Annotated in this window: 17 protein-coding genes and 1 tRNA gene; 12 read left to right on the top strand and 6 right to left on the bottom strand. The window is 68.8% G+C overall.

Features of this window, described 5'->3' with window-relative positions:
- Positions 1 to 58: 58 nt before the first annotated feature.
- Positions 59 to 1300 (bottom strand): hypothetical protein, encoded by a 1242-nt coding sequence (locus ACFFNX_RS22090; protein WP_378205323.1) that lies wholly within the window; start codon positions 1298 to 1300, stop codon positions 59 to 61.
- A gap of 734 nt (positions 1301 to 2034) precedes the next feature.
- Here ACFFNX_RS22090 and ACFFNX_RS22085 point away from each other — a divergent pair.
- The 5 genes from ACFFNX_RS22085 to ACFFNX_RS22065 all read left to right on the top strand — a co-directional run bounded on the left by ACFFNX_RS22085 (position 2035) and on the right by ACFFNX_RS22065 (position 5165).
- Entirely contained in the window at positions 2035 to 2490 is a 456-nt protein-coding gene (locus ACFFNX_RS22085) for a hypothetical protein (RefSeq protein WP_378205320.1), read from the top strand.
- 222 nt (positions 2491 to 2712) lie between these two features.
- A complete protein-coding gene (locus ACFFNX_RS22080) occupies positions 2713 to 3141 on the top strand; it encodes a DUF6896 domain-containing protein (RefSeq protein WP_378205317.1) in 429 nt (142 codons plus the stop codon).
- A 50-nt stretch (positions 3142 to 3191) separates the two neighbouring features.
- Positions 3192 to 3563 carry a hypothetical protein gene (locus tag ACFFNX_RS22075; RefSeq protein ID WP_378205314.1) on the top strand — a complete coding sequence of 124 codons (372 nt, stop codon included), beginning with the start codon at positions 3192 to 3194 and terminating at the stop codon, positions 3561 to 3563.
- A gap of 544 nt (positions 3564 to 4107) precedes the next feature.
- Positions 4108 to 4434, top strand: coding sequence for a PadR family transcriptional regulator (locus ACFFNX_RS22070; RefSeq protein ID WP_378205311.1), 327 nt, complete (start codon positions 4108 to 4110; stop codon positions 4432 to 4434).
- A complete protein-coding gene (locus ACFFNX_RS22065) occupies positions 4431 to 5165 on the top strand; it encodes a hypothetical protein (RefSeq protein ID WP_378205308.1) in 735 nt (244 codons plus the stop codon). Before ACFFNX_RS22070 ends, ACFFNX_RS22065 begins: the two co-directional genes overlap by 4 nt.
- Positions 5166 to 5603: 438 nt before the next feature.
- Here the strand turns inward: ACFFNX_RS22065 and ACFFNX_RS22060 are convergent.
- Positions 5604 to 5674, bottom strand: a tRNA-Gly gene (locus ACFFNX_RS22060).
- Between the two features lie 106 nt (positions 5675 to 5780).
- Here ACFFNX_RS22060 and dcd point away from each other — a divergent pair.
- The 4 genes from dcd to ACFFNX_RS22040 all read left to right on the top strand — a co-directional run bounded on the left by dcd (position 5781) and on the right by ACFFNX_RS22040 (position 11081).
- Positions 5781 to 6356, top strand: a complete 576-nt coding sequence (gene dcd, locus ACFFNX_RS22055) for a dCTP deaminase (protein ID WP_378205305.1) — start codon at positions 5781 to 5783, stop codon at positions 6354 to 6356.
- A 319-nt stretch (positions 6357 to 6675) separates the two neighbouring features.
- Positions 6676 to 7914 (top strand): quaternary amine ABC transporter ATP-binding protein, encoded by a 1239-nt coding sequence (locus tag ACFFNX_RS22050; protein ID WP_378205302.1) that lies wholly within the window; start codon positions 6676 to 6678, stop codon positions 7912 to 7914.
- Positions 7907 to 9667 (top strand): ABC transporter permease/substrate binding protein, encoded by a 1761-nt coding sequence (locus ACFFNX_RS22045; protein ID WP_378205298.1) that lies wholly within the window; start codon positions 7907 to 7909, stop codon positions 9665 to 9667. The genes ACFFNX_RS22050 and ACFFNX_RS22045 overlap by 8 nt, the downstream gene beginning before the upstream one ends.
- A gap of 313 nt (positions 9668 to 9980) precedes the next feature.
- Complete coding sequence (locus tag ACFFNX_RS22040) at positions 9981 to 11081, top strand: GNAT family N-acetyltransferase (RefSeq protein ID WP_378205295.1); 1101 nt, start codon at positions 9981 to 9983, stop codon at positions 11079 to 11081.
- Here ACFFNX_RS22040 and ACFFNX_RS22035 read toward each other — a convergent pair.
- Complete coding sequence (locus ACFFNX_RS22035; protein WP_378205291.1) at positions 11044 to 11583, bottom strand: GNAT family N-acetyltransferase; 540 nt, start codon at positions 11581 to 11583, stop codon at positions 11044 to 11046. The genes ACFFNX_RS22040 and ACFFNX_RS22035 overlap by 38 nt on opposite strands.
- 142 nt (positions 11584 to 11725) lie before the next feature.
- Here ACFFNX_RS22035 and ACFFNX_RS22030 point away from each other — a divergent pair, with 142 nt between their 5' ends.
- Both ACFFNX_RS22030 and ACFFNX_RS22025 read left to right on the top strand, forming a co-directional pair.
- A complete protein-coding gene (locus ACFFNX_RS22030; protein ID WP_378205288.1) occupies positions 11726 to 13489 on the top strand; it encodes an acyclic terpene utilization AtuA family protein in 1764 nt (587 codons plus the stop codon).
- On the top strand, positions 13489 to 13653 hold the full coding sequence (locus ACFFNX_RS22025; RefSeq protein ID WP_378205285.1) for a hypothetical protein: 165 nt from the start codon (positions 13489 to 13491) through the stop codon (positions 13651 to 13653). Before ACFFNX_RS22030 ends, ACFFNX_RS22025 begins: the two co-directional genes overlap by 1 nt.
- 12 nt (positions 13654 to 13665) lie before the next feature.
- Here ACFFNX_RS22025 and ACFFNX_RS22020 read toward each other — a convergent pair whose 3' ends face one another.
- Positions 13666 to 14250 carry a suppressor of fused domain protein gene (locus ACFFNX_RS22020; protein WP_378205282.1) on the bottom strand — a complete coding sequence of 195 codons (585 nt, stop codon included), beginning with the start codon at positions 14248 to 14250 and terminating at the stop codon, positions 13666 to 13668.
- Between the two features lie 20 nt (positions 14251 to 14270).
- Positions 14271 to 14843, bottom strand: coding sequence for a TetR/AcrR family transcriptional regulator (locus ACFFNX_RS22015; RefSeq protein ID WP_378205279.1), 573 nt, complete (start codon positions 14841 to 14843; stop codon positions 14271 to 14273).
- Between the two features lie 84 nt (positions 14844 to 14927).
- Between ACFFNX_RS22015 and ACFFNX_RS22010 the strand changes: the two genes are divergently transcribed.
- The gene (locus ACFFNX_RS22010) at positions 14928 to 15341 is read left to right on the top strand and encodes an organic hydroperoxide resistance protein (protein WP_378205277.1); all 414 of its coding nucleotides are present in this window, start codon (positions 14928 to 14930) and stop codon (positions 15339 to 15341) included.
- 3 nt (positions 15342 to 15344) lie between these two features.
- Here the strand turns inward: ACFFNX_RS22010 and ACFFNX_RS22005 are convergent.
- Positions 15345 to 15964: fibronectin type III-like domain-contianing protein (locus ACFFNX_RS22005; RefSeq protein WP_378205274.1), on the bottom strand; the 620-nt coding region annotated here is incomplete at its 5' end.

The following is a 15964-nucleotide window of genomic DNA, read 5'->3' as shown; positions in this document are numbered from 1 at the left end:
AAGCCACAGCACGCAGACACCACTTCCGACGACGGCTACACCTCCAGACGATCCAGATCTAGCTATGTAGTACTAGAGCGTCGATGACGGCGACGAATGGTTCATCGCTCAGACCGTCGATGAGATCTTCCAGAGAGTCTCCGGAGGTTCCGGAGGCGGCCAGCAGGGCATTCAGCACGTCAGTCGTCGTCTTGTTCCGTGCGTGCACGGCGACATGGATCGATCCGCGCTCCGGAACCGCCGACTCGGTGCCCGGGCGAAGAGGAACCGAACCGGCGCGTTCAGGAAGGCTCAACAGGTAGAGCGCGCCGAGAACGGCGGACTTGCCGGAACCAGGATCTCCGGTCACCACCCGTGCCTGTGAGTCAGAAAACCCCTCGGTGAGCCAAGTATTGATGTCGCCGAGCACATTCTCCCGGCCGACGAAATGCCAGACGGTCTCATCGGATATCTGTGCGCCTCGCGCTTTTTCCAGGAAGTGTTCGGTGAGCTCGTGTTCGCGAAGCCGCTGCTCGGACATTTGCTTTCGGCGAATCCTCGCCGCCCTCATGGATATCGACTCGTGTCGCGGATTTCTGAGGAAGGGCGGTATCTTGCCGGGAACGTTCACCGCATGCCAGCGAACGTGTTGCCAGGCGGGTTTCTCGGCGTCTCGATCGACCATCTTCAACACGGCATCCAGCGCCAGCGCCTCGGGACGGCGTCCACCAGTCGCGGCGCTCGCCACGGCCCGTCCGAATGCGCTGGCAAAAGCGCCCGGCCGGCTCTTCCCGCGCGTCCTTGTCGCGGTGACGACGAACAGGCTTGGGCGGTCGCGTCCGTCCCCGATCGCCTCGAACGCCCGAAGCGCTCTCGGCAGTGCGTCGAATGCACCCTGACCCGCATGGCATGTGTCCAGCATCAAAAGCAGACGCTCGACATGCGTGCCCGCCACGAGACCTCTCACGAATTCCGCGACCGGGAGCATCGTGCCGTGTGGGTCTTCAGGGTCGCTGTCCGCCGCCCAGAGTAGCAATTCGTCCTGAATCAGTTCCGCGTGACCGCTGTGGTACACGGCGACGAGATCGTCTGCTGTCACCGAAGAAGATTTCAGGAAATCACGGGCGCCCGTCCGCAGCCGTTCGCGCGTAGGGTTCATCCCCACCTCGTCGATCCGCTGGTATCCACAGGACTCGCGCATCACGCGGACCATTTGGTGGACGCCATCCTCAAGGCTCTTCCCGGCGGCGGGGGAAAGGCCGAGTGTCACCCCGGTCGCCAATAAGTAGCGACGCCTGGTCTCGGGCACATCGTGGTCCACGGTTCACCCATTTCGGATCGGGTCGCCTGACTCTACCGTTCTTATGCTCGTCAGCCGTGGGGAATCAGACCGGGTGGATGTCCCATGCCCAAGCGGACGGCTGACCAGCGTACCTGGAGCACCAGCGTCGGCGCCCGGCTGCGCAGGCAGAGATCGTCCGCCGTCACCGCGAGGCGATCAGGTCGACATGGCGGTCGTTCGCCCCCCGGGCAACAAGGTGCTGGTTTATCCGCGCAAGGCGAGACGTTCAATCAGGCAGGGGCGGTTTAGGGGTATCGACGTGGAGGAGGTGGTGGCGTTGCCGTCGGCGCGTTCACCGATGCTCGCGCAGGTGCTGGTGAAAGTGAAAGAAGGATGGCCTGATGCATTCGATCAGCGAATTGGAGGCAGCGGGGGGTCCGCACTCTCGCCGACGAAGGTCACCAGATGCCGAGACGGCAGTTTTTGATCACGTCCTACTGGGAGGCAACAAGTCGGGGTTAAAAAAACAGGCGAACCGGTCGTACGCCAAGCTCTGCGGACCCGGCTAACGTACGAACGCCTAGATCAAGACATGGTGACTCCTTCGCGAGCTCCGTTGCAGTCCCCAGGAAGGTCGGCCACCTAGTCAAGGCCACCGCCGTTCTGCAGAACTACGAGCACACCCGAGACCTGGATCGCCCAGCGTCCCAACCTGCGCGTCCGGACCTGTGAGCTGTACGCCTGGCTGCGGTCTCGGCGCGATTCCGCTCGGGATGCTGTCGACGTCGGCCGTCCGTGAGTGGCGGGCCGGCCTCATCATCGCCGGGGTCTCAGAGTCCATGGCGGCGAAGGCGTACGGCCTGTTCCGCGCCATCCTCATGACGGCCGTGGAAGAGGACGGCATCCTGCCGCGCAACCCGTGCCGGATCAAGGGCGCGGGCACCGAGAACGCACCAGAGCGACCCGTGCTCGACGTCACCCAGGTCATCGCCCTTGCCGATCTGGTCGGCCGCAGGCCGGTCGGCGACATCCGTAAGAAGGACGACGGCTACCACCTTCGCTGTCGAGAGGAAGACGGGCTGGTGCGGGCCTTCCCGCGGCCGTTCAGCACTCGCGAGCAAGCGGAGCGGACCCTCTTTCACCTCATGAACGACGGACGGGCCGACCACACCCGTGACGACCGGTACCGTGCGCTCGTCCTGGTGGCCGCGTTCGCGAGTCTGCGATGAGGCGAGGTCACCGCGCTGCACCGACAACACCTCGACCTCGACAACGCGACCTTCGCCTGGTCTGCTCGGCTTTTCCTGGGACGAAGGTGGGCGGGATGACCAGGCTTCCACCTTTACCACCCACCCAGCTCGGCCGCAGAGGTGTGGCCATCCCGGAGCTTGAGGCCGCCGCTGGAGGCGAAATGCCTTGGCCTGGACGTTGGTGGCGGAGAGCATGTGCGGGTGGATGCTCGCGAGGTGGTGTTGAGGTTCGTCCGCGATATGGAGCGCTTGACCGGTGCGGTGATCGCTGTGACGGCGCACGACGTCGGTGGCGGTGGTATCGGTGCGCTGGTCAGGGCGGTGAACCGGCGGCTCGTTCCCCGTGGTGCTGAGCTTCCTGGGGGCCTTCGCTACGACGTGCACGGGATCGGCTGCTGCATCACGGACCGAGACGGAACCGCGGTGGATGTCGACCTTGGCCCCGAGCCGGGGATGCTGATTTTCGACGCCTGGCGAGTCCGGCGGTTCGCCGAGTCCATCGGCGAGGAGTCTGTCACCGAGTTGGAGCTCTCTGCTGCGTTGGAGGTGCTGGCCGGCGAGGGCGTCGTGATGGCTGCGCCAACGAAGTATTGCATTTGGTACGCGGTACCGCCGCCGTCGGAGCGGTGAGGTCGGCGCACAGGCGAGGAACGTCAAGGGCGGCGCGCAGCGTCGCCGCCTTGATGCCGCTGGCCTCGTGCACGACCTTCGGCACACCGGTAACACCTCGCCCCGAGACCGGCGCGTCACTGGCCGAGTTGATGAAGCGGATGGGTCACTCATCCACCAGGGCGGCACGGATCTACCTCCATGCCCGGCAGGAGCGAGACAAGAAGATCGCCTCCACGCTCGGGAAGATGGCCGCGCGGGAGCTGAAGCGGTCCCAGAAGCCCATGAAGCAGGACGGCACCGAGGCCGAGAGCCGATCGGGCGCGGAAGCGAAAAAAGAACCGATGAAGAGAGAAGTCCCAGCGTCTGGAACCATGTCTCGAACTGAGGCTTCTTGGCGTCTGAGCGGGGTGACGGGAATCGAACCCGCACTACCAGCTTGAGAATTAATTGGAAACCGGCTCTTAGTGGCCTTGACCTGCAGATGCGGCTGCCCGCGAATGACCCCTATGGACCCCTGCTCGCCCTGGCCAGTTGCACGCTAACGGTTTAGGAATGCTTGCTCGCACAGCGCGTTGAACTGGTCTTTCTCGTACTTCTGTGAGCTTGTGCCCGTGCTCTGCCCGTAATGGTGTGAGCTAACCGTGCCAGCCGGGGGAGGTGACCTCTTCGGTGTGAAGCACCTTGAACGGTCGATCAACATGCGCCGCGCACCTTGGGACCTGGAAAGATCAGTCCTGTAGCGTCCAGCGTCGGTCAAGCGACGCTACCGGCCGTGAATCACGAGGTCGGCGAATCCCCTCGCGCAGGCACGGGATCGACTCGCGCAGTTGGCGGCGCTGTGCGCTCCGTCGAGTTCCGACAGGAGACCTCCGACTGTGGCGAGGCTGCGGCCTCTCCGCCGTCTTCCGGCCGCGCCCGTATTACTGGCCAGAGTTGCGCTATATATCGCGTAACGTCATATTGGACCTTGTGGAGCCTAAGTCGATGCGGGAGCAGAGTTATCTGATCCTGCTCGCGCTCGCCCCCGAACCCCTCTACGGCTACGGCATCATCACCACGGTCGAGGAGCTGTCGGACGGCCGGGTCAGACTCGGGCCCGGCACGCTGTACGGCGCCCTGGACCGCCTGGCCGACGAGGGCCTCATCGCACGCGACCGCGAAGAGGTCGTCCAGGGCAGGTTCCGCCGTTACTACTGCCTCACCGGCGTCGGCCGCGAGGCTCTGGCGGCTGAGACCCAGAGGCTGACCGCGTTGGCGGCGCGGGCCCGTCGGCGGCTGGCCGGCCCGAGGATCTCCGGGAGCCCCGCATGACGACACCGTACGAGCGACGCTGCCTCACGCTGCTGCGCGCCTACCCTCCGCGCTACCGCGCCGCCCGCAGGGACGAACTGCTCGGCACCCTGCTGGACGTCGCGACGCCGGGCCGGGAGGCACCTTCGATCCGTGAGTCCTGGGACGTCGTCCGCGGGGGACTGCTGACCCGCTGGCGTGCCCGCCCTCCTGTGGGGCGCTGGCTGCTCTACCGTGGGTTCGACGCCCGGCTGCCCTACGCCTACCGCTGGTGGGCCCGTGATGACATCCTCGGCCGCTGGTTCGTCGTGCGCAACGGTCTCGGCTTCCTCCTACTCGGGGGCCCTGTCCTGGTCGCCGGGCAAACCGGCGGCGCGGTGCTGGCGCACATCGTGGACGGCGTCCCGATCGGATCGAATTTGCCGTTTCTCGACGGCGGCCTGTGGTGGATGGTAGCCACGATCGTATTGACGGCGGTCATCTTGACCATGGGCAAGCGTCGCCGGGCGCTGAAGAAGCATGAGTTCTACCCGGACGGCACTCCGTTCGAGGCGGCCCCGATGTGGGGACGGCCCTGGCCGCCGCACGTCCGGCAGGGACCCGTCGCCACGTCGGCGTATCCGCCGGTGCCCCCGCACGCTCCGGCCTCCTGGCCGCCCCTGGTGCCGCCGGTGGCCGCCCGTGCGCGACGCCCAGAGCGGCCACGGGACGACTCACTCTGGTCATCAGGCCCCTGGCAGCCACCGAAGTGACACCCTGCGCCGAGCCGCCCGCCGGCTGAACGCATCGATCCCTACCTGCCCCTCACCGGAGCTTCCAGACTGGGCCGTCGGCTTCCGGCTGCTGCCGCGGATGAAGAACTTTTCGACCCAAAAGCCCCCCTGGTCGACGCGGCACACGGGCAACATGCTGGCCGCCGCGACCGGCGCGACGACCAAGGATCTGATGCGGAGGATGGGCCAGGACAGCGAACGGGCCGCGTTCATCTACCAACAAGGCGGACCAGGCGATTCGCCCAGGGCCTCGACGTGCTTCTCAAAGCGCAGCGAGACGACGGCGATAACGGGCTGGCGGAAGTGCTGGTGCCGGTGGCGTAGTTGCACGCTAGTTGCACGACGGGGCGTTACGGCGCCTAGAAACGATCAAGGCCCGGGTCAGGAAAACTCTCCGACCTGGGCCTTTGTCATGCGAGCGGGTGACGGGAATCGAACCCGCACTACCAGCTTGGGAAGCTGGAGTTCTGCCATTGAACTACACCCGCAGCGGTCCGGGGACCGTTCGCACATGCTACCGGAACCCGCGACCCGGTGGTTCCCATCATCTCCGCCTCGTACGCGTCGCGGCTCCGTAACCGGTAGTTTCAGCCTGTGCTGCTCTCCGATCGGGATCTCAAGAACGAGATCGAGTCCGGGCGTATGAAGATCGACCCGTACGACTCTGCGATGGTCCAGCCGTCGAGTGTCGACGTGCGGCTGGATCGGTACTTTCGGGTGTTTGAGAATCACAGATATCCGCACATCGATCCCGCCGTCGAGCAGCCAGACCTCACCCGGCTCATCGAGGTGGCGTCCGATCAGCCGTTCATCCTGCATCCCGGGGAGTTCGTGCTCGCCTCCACGTACGAGGTGTTCGGGCTGCCCGACGACCTCGCGGCGCGGCTTGAGGGTAAGTCCAGTCTCGGGCGTCTCGGGCTGCTCACGCACTCCACGGCGGGCTGGATCGATCCCGGGTTCTCCGGGCACGTCACGCTTGAGCTCTCCAACGTCGCCACGCTGCCGATCAAGCTCTGGCCCGGGATGAAGATCGGGCAGATGTGCCTGTTCCGCACGAGTTCGCCCGTCGAGCATCCGTACGGCTCGGCGTTGCACGGGTCGCGGTACCAGGATCAGCGCGGGCCGACCCCCTCGCGGTCCTACCTCAACTTCCACCGCACCCAGGTGTGAGCCTCGCGCACCTACGCGAACGTCGTCGCCGATCCCATTGACCGTTACGGCAAGTGACGGAACAACAACATAGCGTTGAATAATTGTGCATAGCAATTAACCAATCGATAACCTCGCCAGACGTCTGACCTGAAAGTTCGGTTGGCGAATACGCGCGTGGCGTGCGTCACATCGGGCTTGTCGGGTCGTCAGGCGAGCCATCGGTGCGTAGCGGGGCCGGCGGCTCGCGCCACTTGCCGCGCGGCCCCCGGGCGCGGCCCGGCACGGCTCGGCCGCGCCTGTCCATCCCGGGGCGGTGCGGCCGGACCGGAAGGACGATGTGTCCAGACTGCGCGTACGAGGGGTCTCCAAGGTCTTCGGGAGGAAATCCACCGAAGCCCTGCGCAAGATCAGTCAAGGCGCCGAGCAGGCCGAGGTACGTCGGCTGGGTGCGACCGTGGCGGTGGCCGACGTCTCCTTCGAGGTGGGAGACGGTGAGATCTTCGTTGTCATGGGCCTGTCGGGCTCAGGAAAGTCGACACTGATCCGGATGCTCAACGGCATCCTCGAACCGAGTGCCGGCAGCATCGAGATCGACGGAGCCGACGTCGCCAAGATGAGCGGCAAGGAGCTTCGCGAGCTCCGTCAGCAGAAGGTCAGCATGGTCTTCCAGCACTTCGCGCTGTTCCAGCACCGTACGGTGCTGGAGAACGCCGCGTACGGGCTGGAGGTACGGAACGTTCCACGTCAGGAACGACTGGCCAAGGCCAGGGAGTTCCTGGACACCGTCGGCCTGGACGGCTGGGAGGACCGCTACCCCGACCAGCTGTCGGGCGGCATGCAGCAGCGGGTGGGGCTCGCCCGCGCGCTGGCCGCCGAGACCGACATCCTTCTCATGGACGAGGCCTTCAGCGCCCTCGACCCGCTGATCCGCCGCGAGATGCAGGACCTGCTGCTCGACCTGCAGGGGCGGCTCAACAAGACGATCGTGTTCATCACCCACGACCTCAACGAGGCCATGCGGCTCGGCGACCGGATCGCGATGCTGCGTGACGGGCAGGTCATGCAGATCGGCACCGCCGAGGAGATCCTCACCGATCCCGCCAACGACTACGTCGCCCAGTTCGTGGCGGACGTCGACCGTACCCGCGTCCTCACCGCCCGCTCGGTCATGGAGAACCCGGTCGCCGTGGTCGACGCGAACGGCGGGCCCCGCGCGGCCGTACGCGTCATGCGCGAGACCCAGTCGTCCGCGGCGTTCGTCCTCACCCGCGAACGCCGGCTGCTCGGCGCCGTCCTCGCCGAGCCCGCCGCCAAGGCCGTACGCGAGGGGAAGACCGACCTGGAGGGCCTGGTCGACGAGGACGTTCAGCCGGTGGAACCGGACACGGCCGTCGCCGACCTGTTCACCCGATGTGCCGAGAGCCCGTTCCCGGTGCCGGTCGCCGATGGGGACGGCAGGCTGCTCGGCGTCATCCCGCGGGTCACCCTGCTCGCGGCGCTGGGCAATTTCAACGGCAACGGCAACGGCAACGGGAACGGGAACGGGAACAGCGAGGAGGTCACGGCCGGTGTTTAGGCTTCATCTCGGTGACTGGGTCACCGACGTCGTCAACTTTCTCACCAAGCACTGCAAACCGGTCTTCTCCGCGATCAGCGATGTCGTCGACGGTGTGGTGCACGGCCTGGACCATCTGCTGAGCGCGCCGCCGTCGCTGGCGCTCGCCGCGCTCGTGGCGATGGCCTGCTGGTGGCTGCGCGGCCTGGCCGCGGGTGTGCTGACCTTCGCCGGGTTCGTACTGATCGACTCGCTCGGGCAGTGGACCTCCGCGATGGAGACGCTCTCGCTCGTGCTCGTCTCCAGTGTCGCGGCCCTGGTGATCGGGATTCCGCTGGGGATCCTGAGCGCCCGCGCGCCGACGTTCGGCGCCGTGGCCCGGCCCGTGCTCGACTTCATGCAGACGATGCCGGCGTTCGTCTACCTGATTCCGGCGATCTCTTTCTTCGGACTCGGGGAGGTGCCGGGTGTCATCGCCACGATGGTCTTCGCGATTCCGCCCGGCGTGCGCCTGACCGAACTCGGCATCAAGCAGGTCGACCGGGAGACGGTCGAGGCCGCCGAGGCGTTCGGCACGCCGCCGGGACGTGTGCTCACGCGGGTCCAGCTTCCGCTGGCGCTGCCGACGATCATGACCGGCGTCAACCAGGCCATCATGTTGTCGCTGTCGATGGTCGTCGTCGCGGGCATGGTCGGCGCCGAGGGCCTGGGCGCGAACGTCTTCGGCGCGATCACCCAGTACAACCTGGGCGCCGGTGCGGAGTCCGGTCTGGCCGTCGTCGTCCTGGCCATCATTCTCGACCGGATGACGGGTGCGCTCGGCGCCCGGATGGCCCCGGCCGCCCGGCGCGCGGCCGACCGTGCGGCGCGCGGCGGTGCCGTGGCGGTCCTGCGGTACCGCCCGCGGCCGGCGCTGGGCCTGTCGGGCATCGTCGTGTTCGCGCTGCTCGCGACCACGCTGGGCATCGTGGGCACGGGCGGCGGAGGCGGCAAGGGCAAGCCGATCACGATCGGCTACATCCCATGGGACGAGGACATCGCCGTCACCCAGCTGTGGAAAACGGAACTGGAGAAGCACGGGTACCAGGTCACGCTGCGGCAGGTCGACGCCGGCCCGCTGTTCGCCGGGCTCGGCCAGGGCGACATCGACCTGTTCTTCGACGCGTGGCTGCCGACCACCCACGCCGACTACTACAACAAGTACAAGGGCGAGATCGAGGACATCGGCGTCTGGTACAACAACGCCAGCCTGCAGCTCGCCGTGCCCAAGGACGACCCGGCCAACTCCGTCGCCGACCTCAAGGGGCAGAGTTCGCGCTTCAAGGGCCGCATCGTCGGCATCGAGCCGGGCGCCGGCGAGATGAAGACCGTCAAGGACAAGGTGATGCCGGCGTACGGCCTGGGCGACTACAAGCTGGTCGCGAGCAGCACGGCGGCGATGCTCGCCGAGCTGAACCGCTCGATCCAGAGCCACCAGCCGATCGCCGTGACGATGTGGAAGCCGCACTGGGCGTACACCAAGTTCCCGATCAAGCCGCTCGCCGACCCGCAGAAGGCCTTCGGCTCCGCGGAACAGATTCACACGCTGGGACGCAAGGGCTTCGCGAAGGACTTCCCGCAGCTGAACGGCTGGCTGAAGAAGTTCACGATGCCGGACGCGCAGCTGTTCCCGCTGGAGGACCTGGTGATGAACAAGTACAAGGGCAAGGAGGCTCAGGGCGTCGCCGAATGGGAGAAGCAGAATCCGGCGGTGGTGAAGAAGCTGACCGGGTGACAGTTCCGACGGGCCGTTCTCGGTGGCGCTGAGTGGCCGTCAGGTAGCACAGACGGTAATTCTCGGCACGAGGGGTGGATAACTCCCCATCGAAGGCTGTAACGTCGGCCTCGACGCGTTACTGGCCGTTTCGGTTGACGAGAGTCGCTGTGACCTTCGTCACACGGATCGGCCGGGGACGTTGACGGCGCCATCGCACTCCCCGCTCCCCCCGCGATGGCGCCGTCAGTCATTTCCGGGCCGTTTCGCCCTTTACCACGCCCTACCGGAACATGCGCTGGTCCGGATGAGGCGGTGACGTACAGTCCCAGGCATGGAGATCACGTGGCTCGGTGCGGGGGACGAGGATCGGTACCGGGAGATACGGCTGCGTGCGCTGGCCGACACGCCGGAGGCGTTCGCCTCGACGTACGAGGATGAGAAGGCGTTCTCTCCGGACGTCTGGACCTCCCGTCTGACCGGCGACAAGAGCGTCAACCTCCTCGCCGTCGAGGACGGTGTGGCGCTGGGCATGACCTCGGCGCTGGTCGAGGACGGCGATGTCGCCCACATCGTCGGCATGTGGGTCACCCCCGAGGCGCGCGGCCGGGGCGTCGGCCGGTACCTCATCGAGACGGTCGCCGACTGGGCACGTGACCAGGGCCTACGCGAGCTGACCCTCTGGGTGGCCGAGCCCAACGCGCCGGCCCGTGCCCTGTACGAGAGCTGCGGGTTCCACCCGAGCGGCGACCGGCAGCCGCTGCCCTCCGACACGTCCGTCATGGAGCGCAGGCTCGTACGGGAGGTCGGGCGGGGACTGCTGGCCGAGCGGTCCCCGTTGCCGGACGGCCTGGACACGCGGCTGGCCGAGCAGCTCACCTTCATCATCGAGATCGACCGGCTCAAGGCGATCGCCCGGCAGTCGCCGCTCGCCGCCGCGCCGCGCCGGGAGAACGACGCCGAACACTCCTGGCACCTGGCCATGATGGTCCTGGTCCTGGCCGAGTACTCCGACGAGCCCATCGACGTCGGCCACACTCTCCGGCTCGTCCTCGTCCACGACCTCGTGGAGATCTACGCCGGCGACACACCGCTGTACGACACCGCCGCAGCGGCGGACCAGCGCGAACGCGAGCTGGCCGCCGCGGACAAGCTGTTCGCGCTGCTCCCGGACGACCAGGCCGGTCACCTGCGTGCGCTGTGGGACGAGTTCGAGGAGCGCCGCACGCCCGAGGCCCGGTTCGCCAAGGCGATGGACCGTCTCCAGCCGATACTGCTCAACTGGATGGCGCGCGGCGGCACCTGGCAGACCTTCGACGTCACGGCCGACGACGTACGGGCGCGCAAGGCCGTGATCGGCGACGGCTCCGGCACCCTGTGGAAGGCCGCCCGGCACCTCATCGACGAGGGGCAGCGCCGCGGCTGGGTCCGCTGAGCACCCGCCGCTCCAGCACCTGCCCCGGCCAGCCCTCCACCGCGAACGTCTTCGTGGGCGTGAACCCGTTGCGCCGGTAGTAGTCGACCAGCCGCCCGTCGTCGCCCGCGTAGCAGTCGACGCGCACGAGGTCCACGCCGGACTCGCGTGCCGTGCCGGCGGCGTGGGCGAGCAGCGCGCCGCCGACACCGCGCCCGGCGAAGGAGCGGTCGGTCACCAGCAGCGTGATGTACAGCTCGGGTTCTTCCGCCGGTGAGACGTACGGCATGGGGACCGGGGACGTGGCGATCGCGCCCGCGGGCGCGCCGTCCACCTCGGCGATCCAGATCGTGTCGGTGCGTGTCTTGTCGGTGATGCTCGCGACGCGCCGGGGGACGGCGGAGAACGGCTCGTCGCCCCACTGCCCGGTACGGCCGTTCGCGGCGAGCCACGCGACCGCGGTGTCCATCATCGCCAGGATCGCCGTCGCGTCGTCCGGGCCGCCCTGCCGGATCTTCGTCACGGTCGCAGCGTACGCCGGAGCCCGCCCGCGGCGGGCGCCCCGGCCGGGCGGTGTCCAGGGCACGCCGGAGGGCGCATGGCCTCAAGGTCGCCGTGCGGTAATTTCGGTCGTCCCGGGAAGACTCGGGAGAAGGAGCCTCGCCATGGACCGGCCGGTACGCATCGCCAACTGCTCGGGTTTCTACGGCGACCGGATGTCCGCGCTCGCCGAGATGGTGGAGGGCGGTCCGGTGGACGTCATCACCGGTGACTACCTGGCCGAGGTCACCATGCTCGTGCTGGCCAAGAGCCGGCAGAAGAGACCGGGCGGCGGTTACGCGAGCACCTTCCTGCGCCAGCTCGCCCCGGTCGTGACCCGGATCGCCGAGCGCCGCATCAAGGTCGTCGTGAACGCCGGCGGCCTCGACCCGGCGGGTTGCGCCGACGCCACCCGTACGCTGCTGGCCGAGGCGGGGGTGGACCTCGCCGTCGCGCACGTCGAGGGCGACGACCTCGCCGCGAGCGTCCCCGCCCTGCTCGCCGGCGGCCACGACCTGGCGCATCTCGACACCGGCGAGCCGTTCACCCGCGACCCCCTCACCGCCAACGCCTACCTCGGCGGCTTCGGCATCCAGGCCGCGCTCGCCGCCGGGGCCGACATCGTCATCACCGGCCGGGTCGCCGACGCCTCGCTGGTCTCCGGCGCCGCCGCCTGGTGGTGGCGCTGGAGACCAGCCGACCTCGACGCGCTGGCCGGCGCGGTGGTCGCCGGGCACGTGATCGAGTGCGGCGCGCAGGCGACGGGCGGCAACTTCTCCGGCTTCCAGGAGATCGCCGATCTCACGCACCCCGGCTTCCCGCTCGCCGAGGTCGACCGCGACGGCACCAGCGTGATCACCAAGCACGAGGGCACCGGCGGCGCGGTGACCGTCGACACCGTCACCGCGCAGCTGCTGTATGAGATCGGCGCGCCGGGCTACCTCAACCCGGACGTCGTCGCCCACCTCGACTCGGTCCGCCTCGGCCAGGAGGGACCCGACCGCGTGCGCGTCAGCGGTGTGCGCGGGTCGGCGCCCCCGCCGACGACCAAGGTCGCCATCACCGGGCTCGGCGGCTGGCGGAACGAGTCCACGTTCGTGCTCACCGGCACCGACATCGACGCCAAGGCCGCGCTCGTGGAGCAGGCGATCCGCGCCCGCCTCGACGGCGACCCGGGCATCGCCGACCTGCGCTTCACCCGCATCGGCACGCCCGTCGAGGACCCGGCCGACCAGATGGCGGGCTCCAGCCTGCTGCACGTCGCGGTCGACGGCGAGCAGGGCAGCGCCGGGCGCGCCTTCTCCTCGCTGTGCGTCGAACTCGCCCTGGCCAGCTACCCGGGCATCTACGGCATGGGCGTGCCCGGCTCCGGTACGGCGTACGGAACCTACTGGCCGGCGCTCGTGCCCCAGGACCTGCTCGACCACACCGTCGTGCACGCCGACGGCCGCCGCGAGGTGGTGCCGCCCCCGCCCGTCACGGCCCCGCACGAGAGCGAGGCCCAGCCGGAGCCGGAGCCGGGGCCGTACGACGAGGGCGCGACCGTGGACGGGCCGCTCGGCCGTCTCGTCCTGGCCAGGTCCGGTGACAAGGGCGGCAACGCCAACGTCGGCCTGTGGGTCACCGACCCGGAGGCGTGGCCCTGGCTGCGCGCCGCGATGACCGCCGACCGCCTGCGCGCGCTGCTGCCCGAGGCCGCCGGCCTGCCCGTCGACCGGTACGAGCTGCCCAACCTGCGCGCGGTGAACTTCGTCATTCACGGGCTCCTCGACGGCGGCGCCACGGAGGCCCGCCGCTTCGACAAGCAGGCCAAGGCACTCGGGGAGTGGATCCGCGCCCGTCACGTCCCGATCCCAGAAGAGCTGCTGCCCGGGTATCACCGGGAGTGATGGATGAGGCGACGTCTCGGGAGACCACGGCGTCGCTCCGGCTCGGCGTGCCGTACAGCCCGATCGTCGTGAGGATCTCGGCGGGAGTCCTCCTCGCCGCACCAGGCCTGTTCCGGTACGACGAGCACCGCGACCGGTTCCGCCGCGACCGGGACGCGGAATGACCGCGCGGAGCCTTACCGGTCAGCCCGTCCTGTGTAGACGTCGGTCTGCGCGATGAGTTCCTGGGCGAACTCGACGGGCGGCAGCAGACGGGCCCGTGCGCGTTCGGCCTCGGTGATCGGCACCACGTTGAGAATCCGGACGGCGTCGTCGCCGGCCGGAATGTAGTCCCAGCCTTCGGGGCTGAGCGGGCCGGAGAGGAAGACGCTCCCGCATCCGGGGAAGGTAGGGAAGTCGCGGCCGAGTGCGACCGTGTGGCCCCAGTTCAGCTGGCTCCCGGTGATCCACGGATAGGCCGCGATGTTGGCCAGTTGCTCGGCGATCGTGTACTCGTCGCCCTGGTCCAGCCCGCCGCGGCGAGCGAACTGCAACTCGACGCGGCCTCCTCCACCCGGTCCCGGTGTCGCGGGCATCGGTTCCACGGCCATGCCGATGGTGGCGAAGGAGGTCATCGGGGAGGCGCCGGTCGGGCGGTATATGAGCACGTCGAGGCGGCTGAGGGGCCCGGGCCCGTTCTCGAAGAGGTGGCCGTGGTCCTCCTCGCCCCAGGTGTTTCGGAGGGCGTGGAACACATCGCGCAGGACTGGGGGCGCCGACATGCTCAGAGAGCCTACAAAGTTCAGGCGAGGAGGCGTGTCACGGCCTCGCGTGCGAGGGTGCCGGTCGTGGCCGGGTCGTCGAGGTCGCCGGCGACGACCAGCCCGTCGCGGAGCATGACGAGCATCCCCGCGGTGCGGTCGGCCTCGGCCTCCGCGCGGCCCGCATCGGTCAGCAGGTCGCGGAGCAGGCCGTGGAACCACGCGCGGTGGGCGGCGACGACCCGGCGTACGGGATGGTCGGGGTCGGGGTACTCCGCCGCGGCGTTGACGAACGCGCAGCCGCGAAAGCCGGGCCCGCAGATGAAGTCGCCGAGGTCGTCGAAGACCGACAGGATCCGGTCCTGTGGGGTGTCGCCGCGCGGGACGGTCGTCGCGCGGACGCGGTCGCTCTGTTCTTGCACGTAGGCGCGGACGAGCTCGTCCTTCGACGGGAAGTGGTGGTAGAAGGTCGCCTTCGCCACGCCCGCCTCGGCGATGACCCGGTCGACGCCGACCGTGTGGATGCCCTCGGCGTAGAAGAGGGCGCCCGCGGTGTCGAGGATCCGCCGCCGGGCCGGGCTCTCCGCGCGCCGGCGCTCTGTCGTCTCGGTCATGGCCATGCGTTGACATTACCAGACAGATCTGTCTACTCTCGGACCACGACGAGACAGACAGGTCTGTCTAGACAGGAGATCCCCATGAGCGCCCTCTACACCGCGATCGCCACCGCCTCGGGCCGCGACGGCCGTGCCGTCAGCTCCGACAAGAAGCTCGACGTCACGCTCGCCATGCCGACCGAGCTCGGCGGCAGCGGAGAAGGCACGAACCCCGAGCAGCTCTTCGCGGCCGGTTACTCCGCCTGCTTCGCCAGCGCGCTGTCGCTCGTGGCGAGCAAGAAGAACATCGACGTGGCCGACGCCTCCGTCACCGGAGAGGTGGGCCTGCACCCGAACGGCTCGGGCGGCTTCAGCCTCAGCGTCACGCTGCGCGTCGAACTGCCGGACCACGTCGACGCCGAGACCGGCCGCGAGCTGCTCGAGGCCGCGCACCAGGTGTGCCCGTACTCCAACGCGACCCGGGGCAACATCCCGGTCGAGCTGGTCGTGGAGTGAGGCTCAGCGGGGAGCGACCGTCGCCGGGACGGTGAGCACGCGCCCGGCGCCGAGGACACGCTCGGCGCCGGTGAGGACGAACTCCCCGCGCAGCGGCAGGTCCTCCGCGGACGAGCCGACCGCCGCCTCGATCGTCCCCGGCTCGACGATCCGGCGCAGGTCCGCACCGGTGAACGCGGTGCGGTCGGCGTGCACCGAGAAGGTCACCCGGGCCGCCGCGCCCGGCGCGAGCCGCACCCGCGCCCACCCCGCCAGCCAGCGCATCGGCCGTACGACGGAGGCCACGGGGTCGGACAGGTACAGCTGCACGACCTCGGTGCCGGAGCGGTCGCCGAGGTTGCGCACGGTCACCGCCACCTCGGCCGCGCCGTCCGTCGGCGCGGAGGAGTCCACGCGCAGATCCTCATAGCCGAACCTCGTCCACGTCAGGCCGTGCCCGAACGCGAACAGCGGCTCGGGGTCCACCGCGCTCCACCGCGACGACCCGCCCGTACGGGGCCGCAGGTAGGTGCCCGGCTGGCCGCCCGGGTGGCGGGGCACGCTCACCGGCAGCCGGCCCGACGGCTCGACCCGGCCGGACAGCACTCCGGCGATCGCCGCACCGCCCTCCTCGCCGGGGAAGA

This window comes from Actinoallomurus acaciae (assembly GCF_042429965.1).
Lineage (GTDB): Bacteria > Actinomycetota > Actinomycetes > Streptosporangiales > Streptosporangiaceae > Actinoallomurus > Actinoallomurus acaciae.
This window is presented reverse-complemented; position numbering and strand designations above follow the sequence as displayed.